Genomic DNA, 14,263 nt, shown 5'->3' with positions numbered 1-14,263 from the left:
AACGGGGCGAAAAACTGCGGTATGATGTTCTCAACTTGAGCCACCATTTCAGCGTCCTGTTTCGGGTCTTGAGGGGGAGAACGCGATGTCAGCGCCAGGGAAAGGCACGACCGACCGCTCCGGGGGATGGAACAGGGGGGAACTCCTGCCGCTCATCGCCGAGCTGCAGGAACTCATGCAGGGCATGCACGCGCTGGAAGAAGGGTGTGCCCCCTATCAGTCGGCGATCCATCCCCAGTGGCGCGGCAGCGTCAACAACCTCCTCCACTATCTCGCGATGAGGCGTCGCGATATCCGTCCTCTCCAGGACAAGCTCGCACTCCTCGGTCTTTCGTCCCTCGGAAGGGCCGAAAAGCACGTCCTCGCCTCGATTGCTTCCGTGCACAAAATCCTCCTGAGTATTGCGGGGCTCCCCCCGACACCGCCCGTCGAACTCCCCGTCAGCTTCGACGCGGGGAGACTCCTTCTCGAAGAACACACCGAGCGTCTCCTGGGGCCGAAACCGGGACAGCGGCGCGTGCGGATCATGGTGACCATGCCGAGCGAGGCGGGGGAGGACTACCTGCTGGTCCGCGAACTTCTGGACGCCGGCATGGATTGCATGCGGATCAACTGCGCGCACGATGGGCCGGCCGTGTGGGAGCGCATGATCGAGAACCTGCGACGGGCCAAGAGGGAGCTCGGGAAGAAGTGCCGGATCCTGATGGATCTGGGCGGGCCCAAGCTCCGCACGGGAACTGTGGAGTCGGGGAACAGGGTCGTCAAGTGGCGCCCCCGACGTGACCCCTTCGGCAGGGTCCTGGAGCCGGCTCGGATATGGCTTGCGCCCCAGGGGAGCGCCGACCCGCCGGATGAGATCGCCGATGCAATGCTTTCTCTTCCCGAGAAATGGCTCGCATCCCTGCGCACCGGCGACTCGGTGGAATTCTCCGACGCCCGCGGCGCATCCCGCTCCCTTCTGATTGTCGGCGAGGCGGGTCCCTGTCGCTGGGCAGAGGCGGTGAAGACCGCCTACGTCACTACCGGCACCATCTTTCACCGCCGACGCACCGGGAAGAGTGCCAAAGAAGACGGCAGGGCCGGGAGGGTCGGGGAGATCATCCCCCGGGACCCTCACATCCTCCTCAAGCGGGGAGAGATGCTGGTGTTGACCCGCGCCCCCATCCCCGGCAGGGAAGCCCAGCGCGACGCCCGGGGAAAGATCATTCACCCCGCCTCCATAGCCTGCACCCTCCCCGAGGTCTTCGACTCCATCCATCCCGGCGAGCGGATCTGGTTCGACGACGGCAAGATCGGGGGAATCGTTCGGACGGTGACCCGCGACCAGGTACGGGTGGAAATCACCCATGCCCGCCCCCAGGGTGAAAAGCTCCGGGGGGAGAAGGGGATCAACCTCCCCGACACAAAACTCGGCCTTGCGGCCATGACCGCCCAGGACGAGGAAAATCTCCGCTTCGTCGTCAAGCATGCCCACATGGTGGGTATGTCATTCGTGCAGGATGTGGAGGATGTGTACAGACTGCAGCGGGCGCTGAAAGAATTGGGGGGCGAGCAGTGCGGAATAGTGCTGAAGATTGAGACGCGACGCGGGTTCGAAATGCTCCCCGACCTGCTCCTCGCGGCAATGGGAAGCCAGAACGTGGGGGTCATGATTGCACGGGGCGATCTGGCCGTCGAATGTGGCTATGAGCGACTTGCTGAGGCGCAGGAAGAGATCCTCTGGCTCTGCGAGGCGGCCCATATGCCGGCAATATGGGCGACCCAGGTACTGGAAACTCTCGCCCAAAGCGGCCTTCCATCCCGCGCGGAGATCACCGATGCAGCCATGGGGGAGCGGGCGGAATGCGTCATGCTCAACAAGGGGCCTCACATCATCGATGCCATCCGTGCCCTCGACAACATTCTCCAACGGATGGAAGCGCACCAGAACAAGAAAAGCCACCTGCTGCGGCAGCTCCGCTGGTGGGAACAGGCCCACACCCATTGCCGCCTCCCGCCGACAAGCTGAAGCTGCCTCCCCCCGTGTCTCCCTACCCTGCAGCCGCCGGGCCTTCCTCGACCGACGGCGATTCTGCCACGAAAACGAGCTTTCTTTTGAAGGCGTCTTCGAACAGATCCCCCTTCAGCTTGGCGCCGAAGAGTTCCACCGAGATCTCGTCCCGGCTCAGGAGGGTGACGAGGAAGTTGCCGTTGGCGGGGGTGCAGGTCACCGACTGCACCACGCTGCTACGCCGGCGGTCGAGTCCGTCCGCCAGGCGCAGGATGCCGCCGAGGCGCGAGACCAGAAGCCGGTCGGCTTCGACCAGCCTCAGGTAGGCATCGTGCTTCTTCTTCGGAAGCGCCTTGCGGTGATAGCGGGCGATGTTGGCGATGATCTCCCGTTCCCGCGGGGCGAAGCCGAACAGGTCCGCGTGGCGGATCAGGTGGTAGGAATGTTTGTGGTGGCTGGAATAGTTGATGAAATAACCCACATCATGGAGGATCGCCGCGGCTTCGAGCATCCTCCGCGCCCCCTCGCCAAGGTTGTAGAGGGGATTGACGGCGTCGAATATCTGGAGCGAGAGCTGCGCCACATGGAGGGCATGCTCTTCCTCGACATGGCAGGAGCGGGCGAAGTCCAGAACGGAATCGCGCCAGGTGTGCCGCTCTGATTCTTCGGCCACCAGTTCATGCTTGCGCAGGCTCTTGAGGATGAGCCCTTCCCGGATTCCCCGTTCGTTGACCCGCAGCAGGTTGGCGTCGAACATCCGCATCAGCTCGTCCACCACCGTGATCCCCGCGATGATGATGTCCGCCCGGTCGGGGTTGAGTCCGGGGATCTCCCGCCGCTCCTTGAGGCTCTTTCTCGCCAGCATCGCCAGGAGATGCACCACCTCCGAACGGAGGACCTCGTAGCGGTGGATCGAGCCGTACTCCTCGTTGCGCAGGGCCATGACCATGGCAGCGAGGGAGGTTATGGTGCCTCCGGAGCCGACGAGGGATTGGACCACGGGGCGCTCATCGGCGAAGATCCCCTTCAGCCGCCGGCGGATATACCGGCGCAGCTTCTGGATCTCGCTCGCCTTCACCGGGTCGCCAGCGAGATATTTTTCCGTCAGGAAGACCGCTCCCAGGTCGAGGGAGTAGATTTCCTCGATGAGCCCCCCGCGGGCGGTCACCACCTCCAGGCTCCCCCCCCCGATGTCGACCATGGCGTAGCGAACCCCTTCCATGTCGAAGTGGTTGCGGACCGACAGGGAGGCGAGCTCCGCCTCTTCCTCGCCGCTGATCACGGCAACCTCGATCCCCACCTCACTGCGGATGGCCTCGATAAACGCCGCGCCGTTGGCCGCTTCCCGGACGGCGCTCGTGGCCACCGCCTCAATGGCCTGAACGCCGTACCCGGCGACGATTTTCTTCATCCGGACCAGGGCAGCCAGGGCCCGCTCCCACGCCGCCGGCGATATCCTGCCGCTGGTGGAAAGCCCTTCGCCAAGGCGCACCGTCGCCTTTTCGTCGTCAAGGACCCTGAATTTCCCGTTCTTCATCACCTCCACGACGATGCAGCGGATCGAGTTGGTCCCTATGTCAATGGCAGCCAGCCTGTTCTGCTTCACAATGCGCTCCTCACCCGCTCTCCGATGGTTTCCAGGGGGATCCGTTCCAGCATCACCGCAAAGCGGGCATAAAAACGACCGCGTCGTTCGGCAATGGCATCCAAGAGGGGAGCCTCCTCGGCGGGGGGAAATCCCGCTTCGTGCACGATCCCCGCGAAGACGTCCAGGTCGTGCATCTTCCCCAGCGTTTCCTGGTAGCTCTTCACCGCGCCGTGGAGCTCCTCATAACCGTCTGTCATGAGAAGAGAGATGATCTCCAGCCGGTAGCGGTAATGCTTCACGGCAATGCGGAGTTGGTGCTGGGCCGCGATGTTCTCCTCGCTTCGGGCCGCCGGCACCAGAGCCAGGAGATCGGCCAGGCGCTGCTCCATACTCTCCCGGGCGAAAGCGGCAAAGGGTTCGAAGGGGTCGATGCCGGCCGGCGGCGGGGAAAAGAGGTACGGGCTGTTGACGGTCCGGGCGAAGAGGCTCCGCATGGCCGCCGGATCCAGCGAGGAGAGCGCCGTCTCCAGCCTCTGCCGCTCCTCTCCCCTCAGTTCCTCAAACCGGGAGATGAGCAGGTGGAGCGGCGCGCAATCCGGCAGTTCCGGAGCGTCCGCCAGGTCGCTGAAGAAGAGAAGCGCCTCGTCCGTGTTGCGCATCTCCCCCAGAAGCCGCGTCACCCTTCGGACCTTCTTCGCAACCCGGACGATGGCATCGGGGGAATAGGCCGGATTAAACAGGAGCAGCGCTTCCCGGAGACGACGGGACGACACCCGGAGGTCGTGGATCTCTTCCGGGTCGAAGGTCTCCCCGACCCTCTTCCAGCGCCGGAACAAATCGTCCACGCGGGCTCCAAGAAGAACCCGGGCAGCTACCCAGAGCGGCGTCTCCCCCGTGACATCCATGGCTGCTACTCTGCGGATTCCGCCGCCTGAATCGCTGCTGCCGACCTGTTTCTGGCGGACTTGGGTTGAATTTTCTGGGCATTTATGAGCCGGTCGGTAAGGATCTCGATGGTCCGGTCGATCTCCCTGAGGTCCTTGAGGCGCCCCTTGGCCGGCTTCAGCTTGAGCCGGTGCAGTTCCCGGAGCCACTCCGGCAACTCTTCCCGCACGCTCTTGCGGGAGAGAGACGCCAGGTAGGAGAGGATGGTTTCGATCTCCCCCTCGCGGCGCAGGATGAAATTCTCCCCCGCCTCGCGCACCACGGCCCGAAGGTGTTTCAGCTCCTGTTCGAGCTCCTGGAGGTGGTCTCCGCCGTTTGTCCCGGTCTGTTTCGTCTTGTTTTCTTGATTCATTTACAACTCCAGTGCCGCTTCGACCTTGAGGGAGATCTCGCCGGCAACCGAGCGGACCGAGCGGTTGCCGTTCACCACGTGAAAGCCATATTCAGTCTGCATCAGGCTGAACTGCTTCTGGATCAGGCGCTGATACTGCATGAAGCTGTCGAAAATGTCGCGGGAGAGCCCCAGGTCCATCCCCGATTCCCAGTAGTCGAGGGTGGCGTTTTTGCGGAAGTTTCGCTCCACCAGCTGGCCCGGGCTGACGCGCAGGTAGATGACCAGGTGGGGAACCAGGGCGACGCCGTAGAGCGAGCGGACCCACTCGGGGTCGGCACCGCGGACCACGTCCCGCGCCATGAGGGTGTAGATGTAACGGTCGGCAAGAACGATGAAGCCAGCCTTCAAGGCCGGGATGATCCGGTTCTCCAGCTGATCCGCAAAATCGGTGGCGTAGAAGAGGCTGCGGGTGATCTCGCCCAGGACGTTTCCCTGTTTCGCCTCGTTCAACTCGTCGGATACGAGGGTTGAGCGGCGCAGCCCCACGTTCAGGGTGGCGTGCCCCTTGTTCTCCAGGTAGTCGCGGAGCAGCTCCATCTGGGTCGAGCGCCCCGAGCCGTCGGCCCCTTCGATGACAATCAACCTGCCGATAAGTTCCTCGGGCTTAACGCCCGGTATTCCTTCACCATAGAATTGCATGGGCATCTGACCTCGGTTATCTCAGGGTTTTCCACCGGAAACGCGGCAGATCGAATGTGGCGGCGACAATCTCCCGGACCTTCTCCTGCTGCTCCTCGATCGGTGCCGAACCATCGATCGTCACGAAGGAGAACTCGTCCCTCATGGCGAGATATTCATTGTAAATCCGCTCCTGGAAGAGGCGAAAGCTCTCGTAGGGATCGGCGGAAAGTCCCAGGTCCATCCCCGCCTCATGGTACTTCAGCTGTGGTCTGCCAGAGAGAATGCGGTTCAGCGCCACGGGGAGCGGGGTGTTGAAGAAGAGGGCCAGGTCGGGGTGACGGGCGAAGCCGTAGAGGCTTCGCAGCCACGGTCGGGAGCAGCCGCGCACCGCGTCGCGGGCGAAGGCGGTGTAGATGTAGCGGTCACACAGAACGAGGTAGCCGGCCTTGAGAAGCGGCAGAATCTGTCGTTCGTAACGGTCGGCGAAATCGGTGCAGTGGATCAGGCTGAAGGTGGTCGGGGTCAGAAGCTGCCGCTTCTTCCCCTTGCTCGTCGCCTTCTTGACGATGACCGACGAGTTCCACTCGGTAAAGCAGACCTTGAGTCCGCGCATCTCGAGCCACCGTTTCAGGAGGTAGATCTGGGTCGATTTCCCCGAACCGTCCAACCCCTCCACCGCGATGAGCCTGCCGGGGAGTTCCGTGTTCACGTCCCGTTTCATCAGGCGATCACCCGCTTCAGCGATTTGCGGCTCTTCTTCAGCCCCTTGCCGATCCCCTTGAGCCCCGCTTCAGCGAGCCCCGCAAGGCGTTTCTCGGCCTTGGCCAGCCCCTTGCCGGCACGTTTCATCCGCGTTTCCAGCTTTCCTTCCACCTTTTCGAGGGAAGAGAGCAGCTTGAGGATATCCTTTTCGATCTTCTTCCCCCCCTTCCCCGCCAGCTCCTCACTGAAGCGCTCCCGCACGCTCTTCGCGATCCCCTCCACCTGCTCCTTCACGGTCGTGACCGCCCCCTTCAGCTGTTCCACCCGCTTCGCGCGCTCGTCGCTCCCCTCGCCGGCAAGGGCAACGGCCTGCTCGAGGATATTCTGGATGGCACGGGGAGGCACCCCTTTGATCTTACCGATACCGTCGCTGCCGGCGGCGACGATGCTCTCGAAGGTGCCGAGTCCCGCCTCCACAAAGCGCCGGGCCAGGACATCGCCGATCCCCTTGATCCGCTGCAGTTCCTTCATCTCTTTCTTCACGCCTGCTCCTCTCTCCGGGGTAACCGGGGCACGGTATACGGTGATTCAGATCTTATTCCGCTCCTGCATCTTCCAATTTTCTGATCGGCTTCCTGCCGTTGTGGACGAGCCACCGAAACCGGGCGGAGGCTTCCCGGACCGTCGGCTCCACATCGAGGGCAACCACGGCACCCTTCTTCATCCGGAACGGTGCTTCGAGCCCGAGAAGGGATGAAACCAGGCACCCCAGATCCGGCTCGTGCCCCACGATGGCGACCTTGCGGCATGGTCCGATCGCGTCCAGAAGCAGGCGCAGGGCATCGAGGTCAAAGCCGGGAGCAAGGGAAGCGGTGGCTTGCACCTCGCCTTCGAATGAGAGGGCCTCCACCAGGATGTCGGCCGTCTGCACGGCCCTGACCAGGGGGCTCGTCAGGACGAGATCGGGGAGGACTCCTTTTTTCTTCAGCACCGCTCCCGTTTGTCGAAAAGTGATTCGTCCCTTCGGGGTGAGGTATCGTTCTTCCTCTGCAACGGTGCCGTTTCTCTCGATCGCTTCCGCATGCCTGACGATATAAAGTTTCATGCGACATCCCCTGTAGCCCGTTACGGCTTGCAATGTTCGACCAGAGCCGATTACACGTGATATTTAATCAAAATCCGCCGAACTATCAACCAATATGCCCGCTCATTGCCAAATAAAATCAAATTGTTGCACGAATGTAACATTTATCGGTCCGAAGGGTGCGCCGTCTGTATATGCTTTGGTGTCGATCCCTCCTCGCGACCGTCAACAGGTGGCGTAAAACAAAAAAGGGTCACGGCTATCTGCGGTGACCCTTCGAATCATCAACTACCTGGTTGCAACCCTCATCTCAAGGCTGGCCCTGAACACGAATACCTCCGTCGTTCCATAACTGCTTCAGCCAGCCGTGGCCGGTAACGAGAACGATGCCGGTCAGGACGAGCAGCGCCCCGGAGAGAAAACCTTGCTCCAACTGCTCATTCAGAAGCCACGCCCCCAGAGCTACCCCGAATAGCGGCGTCATGAACGAGAGCACTCCCAGCCGCGACGCAATATAGTGGCGGAGCAGCCAGAACCAGACGAGGAAGCTAGCGAAGGAGACGATCACCGTCTGAAAGAGGAGACTCGACCAGCCGAGGCGGGTCGGGTTGAAGGAGGTCTGGCCAAGTCCTGCCGCTGCCAGCGTCAGTAGGACAAACGCCCCCAGAAGCTGGAACAGGAGCGTCTGCGTCGCGGAGCAGGCGGCCAGACGCGACGTTCGGATGACGACCGTCGTCATCCCCCAGGCCACCCCGGCGGCAAGCCCCAGAAGGTCACCCCATATGACGCTCTCTATCGAACTGGCGGGCCCATGGCCGCCGCGCCCGTAAAAGCTCACCACGATCCCGCAGAACGCCACCGCGATCCCGAACCACTGCACGGGCTGCAGCCGCTCGGAACGGAGCTTCAGGTGAAGCCCTATGGCCGCGAATACCGGCGCGGTGTACAGGAAGATCACTATGTGGGATGCCGTCGTGTGGCGCAGCCCCTCTCCGACCAGCAGAAATTCCAGGGCGAACAGGAATCCGACCGCGAAACCGGGCCGCCACATTCCTCCCGCCAGCGACAGCCGCTCTCCCCGGAGAGCCATCATGATGGCGACGAGTAGCGCCGATACGCCTGAACGGATGGCGATCTGCAGGAGTGGCGCGATTTCAGCGGAAGTCGCCTTCAACGCCACCTGCTGGAGCCCCCACGTCAGGCAGAGTATAATCATCAGGACGGCGGCCCGTCCGTCTATGGCCTTACGAGTATCCATGTCATTTCCTATCTGCTCGTTGAATCTGGAAAAAGTGAAGCCTTTGCCACTTCTTCAGTCTGCCTGCGTGCGGTGGTCCATCGGCGTGGCGAATAAACCTCTTCAATAAATCGTGCGAATCAATTATTTTGTCCGCTGGCAGTGCAGTAAGGGGGCATGCAGCCATCGATTCAGCACGCCGTCCGGCGGGGTCTATGCCTTGAACCGCTCCTGGTGCTCCTTGAAGTCCGGGACCATCCGCTCGTAGTCCGACGCCATCAGAGGTGACGAGATCAGGAAATCTGCCGTTGCACGGTTGCATGCGACGGGGATGTTCCAGACGACAGCGATGCGGAGCAGCGCCTTGACGTCCGGATCATGGGGTTGCGGCTCAAGGGGGTCCCAGAAGAAGATGATGAAATCGATCTCTCCTTCGGCGATCTTGGCCCCGATCTGCTGGTCGCCCCCGAGGGGGCCGCTCCGGAATTTGGTCACCGGCAGCGCCAGAGTCTCCTCCAGAAGGCTTCCGGTCGTGCCGGTTGCATACAGGCTGTGGATCGAGAGCGAGCCCCGATTGAATCTGGCCCATTCGAGAAGATCCTTCTTCTTGTTATCATGGGCCACCAACGCGATTCGTTTTTTTGCATGAATGGATTGCTGCACGCTGGCCTCCTTGCAAAGCCATTACAGGATGGTGAAGCTGGCATTGTAGCATCGCGGCTTCAAAATGGATAAATGTTTACGATAGACACCGGCGGTCAGAATGACAAACAACCACACCCATCGCCACCCACTGCTGGCGCTCACCCTCGGGACCATGCTGACAATCCTCGGCAGCATCAGGTTTCTGGACGAGGCGGTCGCCGTGGCGGTCATGCGTATTCTCACCTCGTACCGCACCCTGCATAGCGCCACTGCCAACCTGCCGGACACCTTGCTGTATCTGGTTTGCATCGGCACGATTGCCATGTGGCTGGCCTACTTCTTCCTGGCCCGACGTCAGGACAGCGGTCTGCATCTGCGCTTCCTGCGGCTTGCCGCCACGGCGGTCCCCTGTTCCTACCCGATCAAGGCGTTTTTCCAGTTCGCCTTTGGCCGTACCAATACCCGGCTCTGGCTGCTCAAGGGTATGCCGCTCCGGTTCGACTGGTTTCATGGTTCAGGGATCGGGTGTTTCCCTTCCGGGCACATGACCGTCTTCGCCGCATTCGGAGCCGCCGTCTGGTACGTATACCCCCCCGCTCGCCGCTTCGTGGTCTCTGGGCTCGCCCTGCTCGCGGCGGCGCTGATCGTCACGGACTACCACTTCCTGAGCGACGTTATCGCCGGCACCTATCTCGGCTTCCTGGTGACCGGCATCATCTCCCGTTTTCAGTCAGGAAAATAAGAGGTCGTCCCCGCCTCCCTGTCCAGCATCCCCGCACCCTATGCCCTCCCCCCAACGGCCATTTGTCGCAACTGGGTTATGTCCCGCAACGGCGGAGCCCCGAACAGGCGGCTGTATTCACGGCTGAACTGCGAAGGACTCTCGTAGCCGACCTGAAACGCTGCGGTTGCGGCATCCAGGTGTTCCATCAACATGAGGCGCCTGGCCTCCTGCAAGCGCAGCTGCTTCTGGAATTGCAGCGGGCTGAGGGCGGTCATCGAGCGGAAGTGGTGATGAAAGGTCGAACTGCTCATGCGCGCCTGAGCAGCGAGGTCGTCGATTCGCAACGGTTGTGAAAAGTTACCCTTCAGCCACTCGATTGCGCGGGCGATCTGATGACTCTGGCTCCCCGTCGCCGCGATCTCGCGCAGTCGCCCCCCCTGATCTCCCACCAGCAGGCGATAGATGATTTCCCGCTGAATGATCGGTGCCAGGATCGGAATGTCCTGCTCGTCGTCCAGCAGGTCGATCAGCCGTTGGAAGGCGGTGAGGAGCGGCAGCGTCACCCTGCCAGTGGCCATGCCCCGGCTCGACTGCTGCGCACGGGGAGGCGGAAGATGGCTGTCCCCCATCAGCTGGGCAATCTCCCGCACGTCGAGCTTCAGCATGAGCCCCAGATAGGGCTTCTCCCGGCTCGCCTCGACCACCTGCACCACCGTGGGGAGATGCACCGACGTGATCAGGTAGTGCTGCGCATCATACACGTAGGTGTCGTCTCCGAGCAGCACGCGCTTGGCCCCTTGGGCAACCAGACAGATGCTCGGTTCGTACATGCCGCTCATCGGTTCAGTCGGTTCTTCGAGGCGGGAGAGCCACAGGCTCGGGATGGCGGTTTCAAGCCGGCTCTCCTTATCGGTCCATCGGGCAATGCTCTTTCTCAGAGCTTCGCGTGTGCCTTCCATGTTGGCATCGGCATTTTCCGGCATAATAGCCTCTCTTTGCGTAGTTATCATCTATCTAAATACTATCCGCTTTCCACTTCGCATGACAACCGTTTTCCCGGCAAACGGAGTATCGGGCAATAATTGAGCAGGATTGATCTATCTGTCCCGGCATTTTCAGGGGTACGATGGCATTCAAAAGAGCCCACAAGAGAAAGGGTCCGGAGATGGAGGTCGATACGAGCGCCTCGAAAATCAAGGCGCACGAGGCGAGGTTATCAGAAGTTTTGCCCGAGATGACCGGAGGCTGAGCGGCCGGCCCCGGTGCGGCATTCCTCGTCAGCACGCTCGTCGTGTTAGAGAATAAACCTCTTCAGTAAATCATGCTTTTGTCTGCTGGCAGAGAGCGACGCCCCTGTTCGTAAGTCGCTGCTCCACGTTTCACCCCGATTGATAACAGCCGCGTTTGTCATCCCCCTCCTGCCCGCTCAGGTCAACCATCCCTGGCGAGCCTAGATCTGATAATCCCCCGCAAATGTCTGCATCTTGCGCGGCCGGGCGTAGACCGTCTCGCCTAATCCGAGGGCGAGGCGCTCCGCCCCGTCACGGGAGAGCTCCGCCTCCACCGTCTTGCCGGTCCCGCGTACGAGGAGCTCCACCCGCACCGCCGGCCCCACCGCCTGGATGTGGCGCACCTCGGCCTCCACGGCGGCATCGGTGGGGGTACGCTCCACCTCGATGTCGTGGGAGCGGACATACCCCACCGCGAGTTCCGGGGCCGCCGCCCGCGTCTGCCCCTGCTCAGACCGGCAGTGGAAGAGGTTGACGCTGCCGAGGAAGTCGAAGACGAACGGATTGGCGGGCTGATCGTAAACCTCCGTCGGTGTCCCCGCCTGTTCGATCCGCCCCCTGTTCATGACCACGATCCGGTCGGCCACTTCCAGCGCCTCCTCCTGGTCGTGGGTGACGAAGACGCTCGTCACGTGGATCTCGTCGTGGAGCCGGCGCAGCCACCGCCGAAGTTCCACCCGCACCTTGGCATCCAGGGCGCCGAAGGGCTCGTCAAGGAGGAGCACCTTCGGCTCCACCGCCAGGGCCCGGGCCAGGGCCACCCGTTGCCGCTGCCCTCCGGATAGTTGGGACGGGTAGCGGTCGGCGAGCCCTTCCAGCTGCACGAGGCGCAGGAGTTCCAAGACCCGCTCCTTTATTTCCTTCTTCGATCGCCGCTCCCTGCGCGGCTTCACCGTGAGACCGAAGGCGACGTTCTCTGCCACGGTCATGTGCCGGAAAAGTGCATAATGCTGAAAGACGAACCCCACCTGCCGCTCCCGCACGTGGCGGTCGGTGGTCTCCGCGCCGTCGAAACGAATTGCCCCCGCATCGGGGGTCTCCAGCCCGGCGATGATCCGCAGAAGGGTCGTCTTCCCCGACCCCGAGGGGCCGAGGAGCGCCGTCAGCTCCCCCGAGGGGACGGTGAGGTTCACGTCGTTCAGGGCGGTGAAGCTGCCAAAAGCTTTGTTGACACTGACAATCTCTATGCTCATGTCGTTTATCCTTTCGAATCCGCCACAGAGATGCAGAGACTCAGAGAAATACCGTTTCTGACATCAAAGCGCATCACTGCAAGGTACTTGTGGCTGTCTCAGTGTCTCGGTGCCTCTGTGGCAGGTTTCATGATTGTTCTCCCCGCATCCGCCACTCGACGAAGCTCTTCGCCACCAGGGTGACGAGGGCGAGAAGCGCCAGGAGCGAGGCGACGGCGAAGGCGGCGGCGTAGTTGTACTCGTTGTAGAGGATCTCCACGTGGAGCGGGATCGTGTTGGTCGCTCCACGGATATGGCCGGAGACCACCGAGACGGCGCCGAACTCCCCCATTGCCCGGGCGTTGCAGAGGATCACCCCGTAGAGAAGACCCCACTTGATGTTGGGGAGCGTCACCCGCCAGAAGGTCTGGAAACCGCTCGCCCCAAGCGTTATGGCCGCCTCCTCCTCGTCCTTCCCCTGGGTTTCCATGAGGGGGATCAGCTCCCGGGCCACGAAGGGGAAGGTGACAAAGACCGTGGCAAGCACAATCCCCGGCACGGCGAAGATGATCTTCAGGTCATGGGCCTGGAGCCACGGTCCGAGCCATCCCTGGAGCCCGAAGAGAAGGACGTAGATGAGCCCCGAGATGACCGGCGACACCGAGAACGGGAGGTCGATGAGGGTGATGAGGAGCTGCTTTCCCCGGAACTCGAACTTGGCGATGGCCCAGGCGGCCACCACCCCGAAGACCAGGTTCACCGGCACGCTGATCGCGGCAGTAATAAGGGTCAGCTTCACTGCCGCCAGGGCGTCAGGCTCGCGGATACCGGCCAGGTAGGCGCCCCATCCCTTCTCCAGGGCCTGGGCGAAGACCGCCGCCAGCGGCACGAAGAGAAAGAGGCCGAGGAAGAGGAACGCCGCGATGATGAGGAGCCAGCGGACCAGGGCCGGCTCGGTGCGGGTGCGGGATGATTTGTTGGACATAGCATAGTCTCCCGGTCAGGCCGCGTGGCGCCTGCTCCATTTCTGGAGGAGGTTCACGGCGAGGAGCATGAGGAACGAGAAGAGGAGCATCACCGTGGCGATGGCGGTGGCGCCGGCGTAGTCGTACTGCTCCAGCTTGGTGATGATGAGAAGCGGGGTGATCTCCGACACCATCGGCATGTTGCCGGCGATGAAGATGATGGAGCCGTACTCCCCCACCCCCCGGGCGAAGGCCAGGGCAAAGCCGGTGAGAAGCGCCGGGAGAAGCTCCGGGAACAGGACACGCCGGAAGGTCTGCCAGCGGGTGGCGCCAAGGCAGGCGGCCGCCTCCTCGATCTCCGCCTCCAGTTCCTCCAGAACCGGCTGCACCGTCCGCACCACGAAGGGGAGCCCGATGAAGGTCATGGCCACGAAGATCCCCAGCGGCGTGAAGGCGACCTTGATCCCCCGGGGCTCCAGGATCGACCCGAGCCAGCCGTTGGCCGCGTAGACCGAGGAGAGGGTGATGCCGGCCACAGCCGTCGGGAGCGCAAAAGGGAGATCGACGAAGGCGTCGATGAGGCGCTTCCCCGGCAGTCGGTAGCGCACGAGCACCCACGCCACCAGGAGGCCGAAGATTGCGTTCACCCCGGCAGCTGCCAGGGCCGCGCCGAAGGTGACCCGGTAAGAGGCCGCCACCCGCGGCGCCGCCACCGTGGCGATAAACTCTCCCCAGGTGAGGCTCGCCGTCTTGAACACGAGGGCCGAGAGCGGGAGCAGCACGATGAGGGAGAGGTAGAAGATCGTGTAGCCCAGGGTCGGTGTAAAGCCGGGGATGACGGTGTTTCGTGTGATTGGTCTTGTCGCCATGGTGGTTGGTCCTTTGCATAATCCCGATGCAGGCCTGC

General features: G+C 62.4%; 15 protein-coding genes. 2 read left to right on the top strand and 13 right to left on the bottom strand.

From position 1 onward, the window contains the following. Positions 1 to 85: 85 nt before the first annotated feature. The gene (locus GPICK_RS06870) at positions 86 to 2,008 is read left to right on the top strand and encodes a pyruvate kinase (RefSeq protein WP_084201365.1); all 1,923 of its coding nucleotides are present in this window, start codon (positions 86 to 88) and stop codon (positions 2,006 to 2,008) included. A gap of 22 nt (positions 2,009 to 2,030) precedes the next feature. On the opposite strand, the gene GPICK_RS06865 is transcribed toward GPICK_RS06870, so the two are convergent. The 9 genes from GPICK_RS06865 to GPICK_RS06825 all read right to left on the bottom strand — a co-directional run bounded on the left by GPICK_RS06865 (position 2,031) and on the right by GPICK_RS06825 (position 9,224). After that, complete coding sequence (locus GPICK_RS06865; protein ID WP_039741625.1) at positions 2,031 to 3,596, bottom strand: Ppx/GppA phosphatase family protein; 1,566 nt, start codon at positions 3,594 to 3,596, stop codon at positions 2,031 to 2,033. Next, entirely contained in the window at positions 3,593 to 4,423 is an 831-nt protein-coding gene (locus GPICK_RS06860; RefSeq protein WP_236685668.1) for a CHAD domain-containing protein, read from the bottom strand. The genes GPICK_RS06865 and GPICK_RS06860 overlap by 4 nt, the downstream gene beginning before the upstream one ends. A 65-nt stretch (positions 4,424 to 4,488) precedes the next feature. Beyond that, positions 4,489 to 4,875 carry a hypothetical protein gene (locus tag GPICK_RS06855; protein WP_039741619.1) on the bottom strand — a complete coding sequence of 129 codons (387 nt, stop codon included), beginning with the start codon at positions 4,873 to 4,875 and terminating at the stop codon, positions 4,489 to 4,491. Then, a complete protein-coding gene (locus tag GPICK_RS06850; protein WP_236685667.1) occupies positions 4,876 to 5,562 on the bottom strand; it encodes a dTMP kinase in 687 nt (228 codons plus the stop codon). A 10-nt stretch (positions 5,563 to 5,572) separates the two neighbouring features. Further along, the gene (locus GPICK_RS06845) at positions 5,573 to 6,259 is read right to left on the bottom strand and encodes a dTMP kinase (protein ID WP_039741616.1); all 687 of its coding nucleotides are present in this window, start codon (positions 6,257 to 6,259) and stop codon (positions 5,573 to 5,575) included. Continuing rightward, complete coding sequence (locus GPICK_RS06840; RefSeq protein WP_039741613.1) at positions 6,259 to 6,783, bottom strand: helix-hairpin-helix domain-containing protein; 525 nt, start codon at positions 6,781 to 6,783, stop codon at positions 6,259 to 6,261. Before GPICK_RS06840 ends, GPICK_RS06845 begins: the two co-directional genes overlap by 1 nt. Before the next feature lie 52 nt (positions 6,784 to 6,835). Further along, on the bottom strand, positions 6,836 to 7,345 hold the full coding sequence (sixA, locus tag GPICK_RS06835) for a phosphohistidine phosphatase SixA (protein WP_039741610.1): 510 nt from the start codon (positions 7,343 to 7,345) through the stop codon (positions 6,836 to 6,838). Positions 7,346 to 7,634: 289 nt separating this feature from the next. Further along, the gene (locus GPICK_RS06830; RefSeq protein ID WP_039741608.1) at positions 7,635 to 8,582 is read right to left on the bottom strand and encodes a DMT family transporter; all 948 of its coding nucleotides are present in this window, start codon (positions 8,580 to 8,582) and stop codon (positions 7,635 to 7,637) included. Between the two features lie 192 nt (positions 8,583 to 8,774). Beyond that, entirely contained in the window at positions 8,775 to 9,224 is a 450-nt protein-coding gene (locus GPICK_RS06825; protein WP_039741605.1) for a methylglyoxal synthase, read from the bottom strand. Positions 9,225 to 9,324: 100 nt separating this feature from the next. On the opposite strand from GPICK_RS06825, the gene GPICK_RS06820 reads away from it, so the two are divergent. After that, positions 9,325 to 9,948: a phosphatase PAP2 family protein gene (locus GPICK_RS06820; protein ID WP_052263332.1), complete on the top strand. Its 624-nt coding sequence runs from the start codon at positions 9,325 to 9,327 to the stop codon at positions 9,946 to 9,948. Between the two features lie 38 nt (positions 9,949 to 9,986). Here GPICK_RS06820 and GPICK_RS06815 read toward each other — a convergent pair whose 3' ends face one another. The 4 genes from GPICK_RS06815 to cysT all read right to left on the bottom strand — a co-directional run bounded on the left by GPICK_RS06815 (position 9,987) and on the right by cysT (position 14,225). Beyond that, positions 9,987 to 10,913, bottom strand: a complete 927-nt coding sequence (locus GPICK_RS06815; RefSeq protein WP_144400057.1) for an AraC family transcriptional regulator — start codon at positions 10,911 to 10,913, stop codon at positions 9,987 to 9,989. Between the two features lie 467 nt (positions 10,914 to 11,380). Next, positions 11,381 to 12,412, bottom strand: coding sequence for a sulfate/molybdate ABC transporter ATP-binding protein (locus tag GPICK_RS06810; protein ID WP_039739734.1), 1,032 nt, complete (start codon positions 12,410 to 12,412; stop codon positions 11,381 to 11,383). Between the two features lie 127 nt (positions 12,413 to 12,539). Continuing rightward, positions 12,540 to 13,376, bottom strand: a complete 837-nt coding sequence (cysW, locus tag GPICK_RS06805; protein ID WP_039739732.1) for a sulfate ABC transporter permease subunit CysW — start codon at positions 13,374 to 13,376, stop codon at positions 12,540 to 12,542. 15 nt (positions 13,377 to 13,391) lie between these two features. Next, positions 13,392 to 14,225: a sulfate ABC transporter permease subunit CysT gene (gene cysT, locus GPICK_RS06800; protein WP_039739730.1), complete on the bottom strand. Its 834-nt coding sequence runs from the start codon at positions 14,223 to 14,225 to the stop codon at positions 13,392 to 13,394. Positions 14,226 to 14,263: the final 38 nt, after the last annotated feature.

Origin of the sequence: Geobacter pickeringii, from assembly GCF_000817955.1 — a bacterium.
GTDB lineage: Bacteria > Desulfobacterota > Desulfuromonadia > Geobacterales > Geobacteraceae > Geobacter > Geobacter pickeringii.
The sequence above is the reverse complement of the archived record's forward strand: the minus strand, read 5'-3'. Positions and strand labels throughout refer to the sequence as shown.

Bases quoted from the DNA above. Each gene is read 5' to 3' on its own strand.
- GPICK_RS06870 (WP_084201365.1), top strand. From the start codon at position 86: ATGTCAGCGCCAGGGAAAGGCACGACCGACCGCTCCGGGGGATGGAAC.
- GPICK_RS06855 (WP_039741619.1), bottom strand. From the start codon at position 4,875: ATGAATCAAGAAAACAAGACGAAACAGACCGGGACAAACGGCGGAGAC.
- GPICK_RS06850 (WP_236685667.1), bottom strand. From the start codon at position 5,562: ATGCCCATGCAATTCTATGGTGAAGGAATACCGGGCGTTAAGCCCGAG.
- GPICK_RS06845 (WP_039741616.1), bottom strand. From the start codon at position 6,259: ATGAAACGGGACGTGAACACGGAACTCCCCGGCAGGCTCATCGCGGTG.
- sixA (WP_039741610.1), bottom strand. From the start codon at position 7,345: ATGAAACTTTATATCGTCAGGCATGCGGAAGCGATCGAGAGAAACGGC.
- GPICK_RS06830 (WP_039741608.1), bottom strand. From the start codon at position 8,582: ATGGATACTCGTAAGGCCATAGACGGACGGGCCGCCGTCCTGATGATT.
- GPICK_RS06820 (WP_052263332.1), top strand. From the start codon at position 9,325: ATGACAAACAACCACACCCATCGCCACCCACTGCTGGCGCTCACCCTC.
- GPICK_RS06815 (WP_144400057.1), bottom strand. From the start codon at position 10,913: ATGCCGGAAAATGCCGATGCCAACATGGAAGGCACACGCGAAGCTCTG.
- GPICK_RS06810 (WP_039739734.1), bottom strand. From the start codon at position 12,412: ATGAGCATAGAGATTGTCAGTGTCAACAAAGCTTTTGGCAGCTTCACC.
- cysW (WP_039739732.1), bottom strand. From the start codon at position 13,376: ATGTCCAACAAATCATCCCGCACCCGCACCGAGCCGGCCCTGGTCCGC.
- cysT (WP_039739730.1), bottom strand. From the start codon at position 14,225: ATGGCGACAAGACCAATCACACGAAACACCGTCATCCCCGGCTTTACA.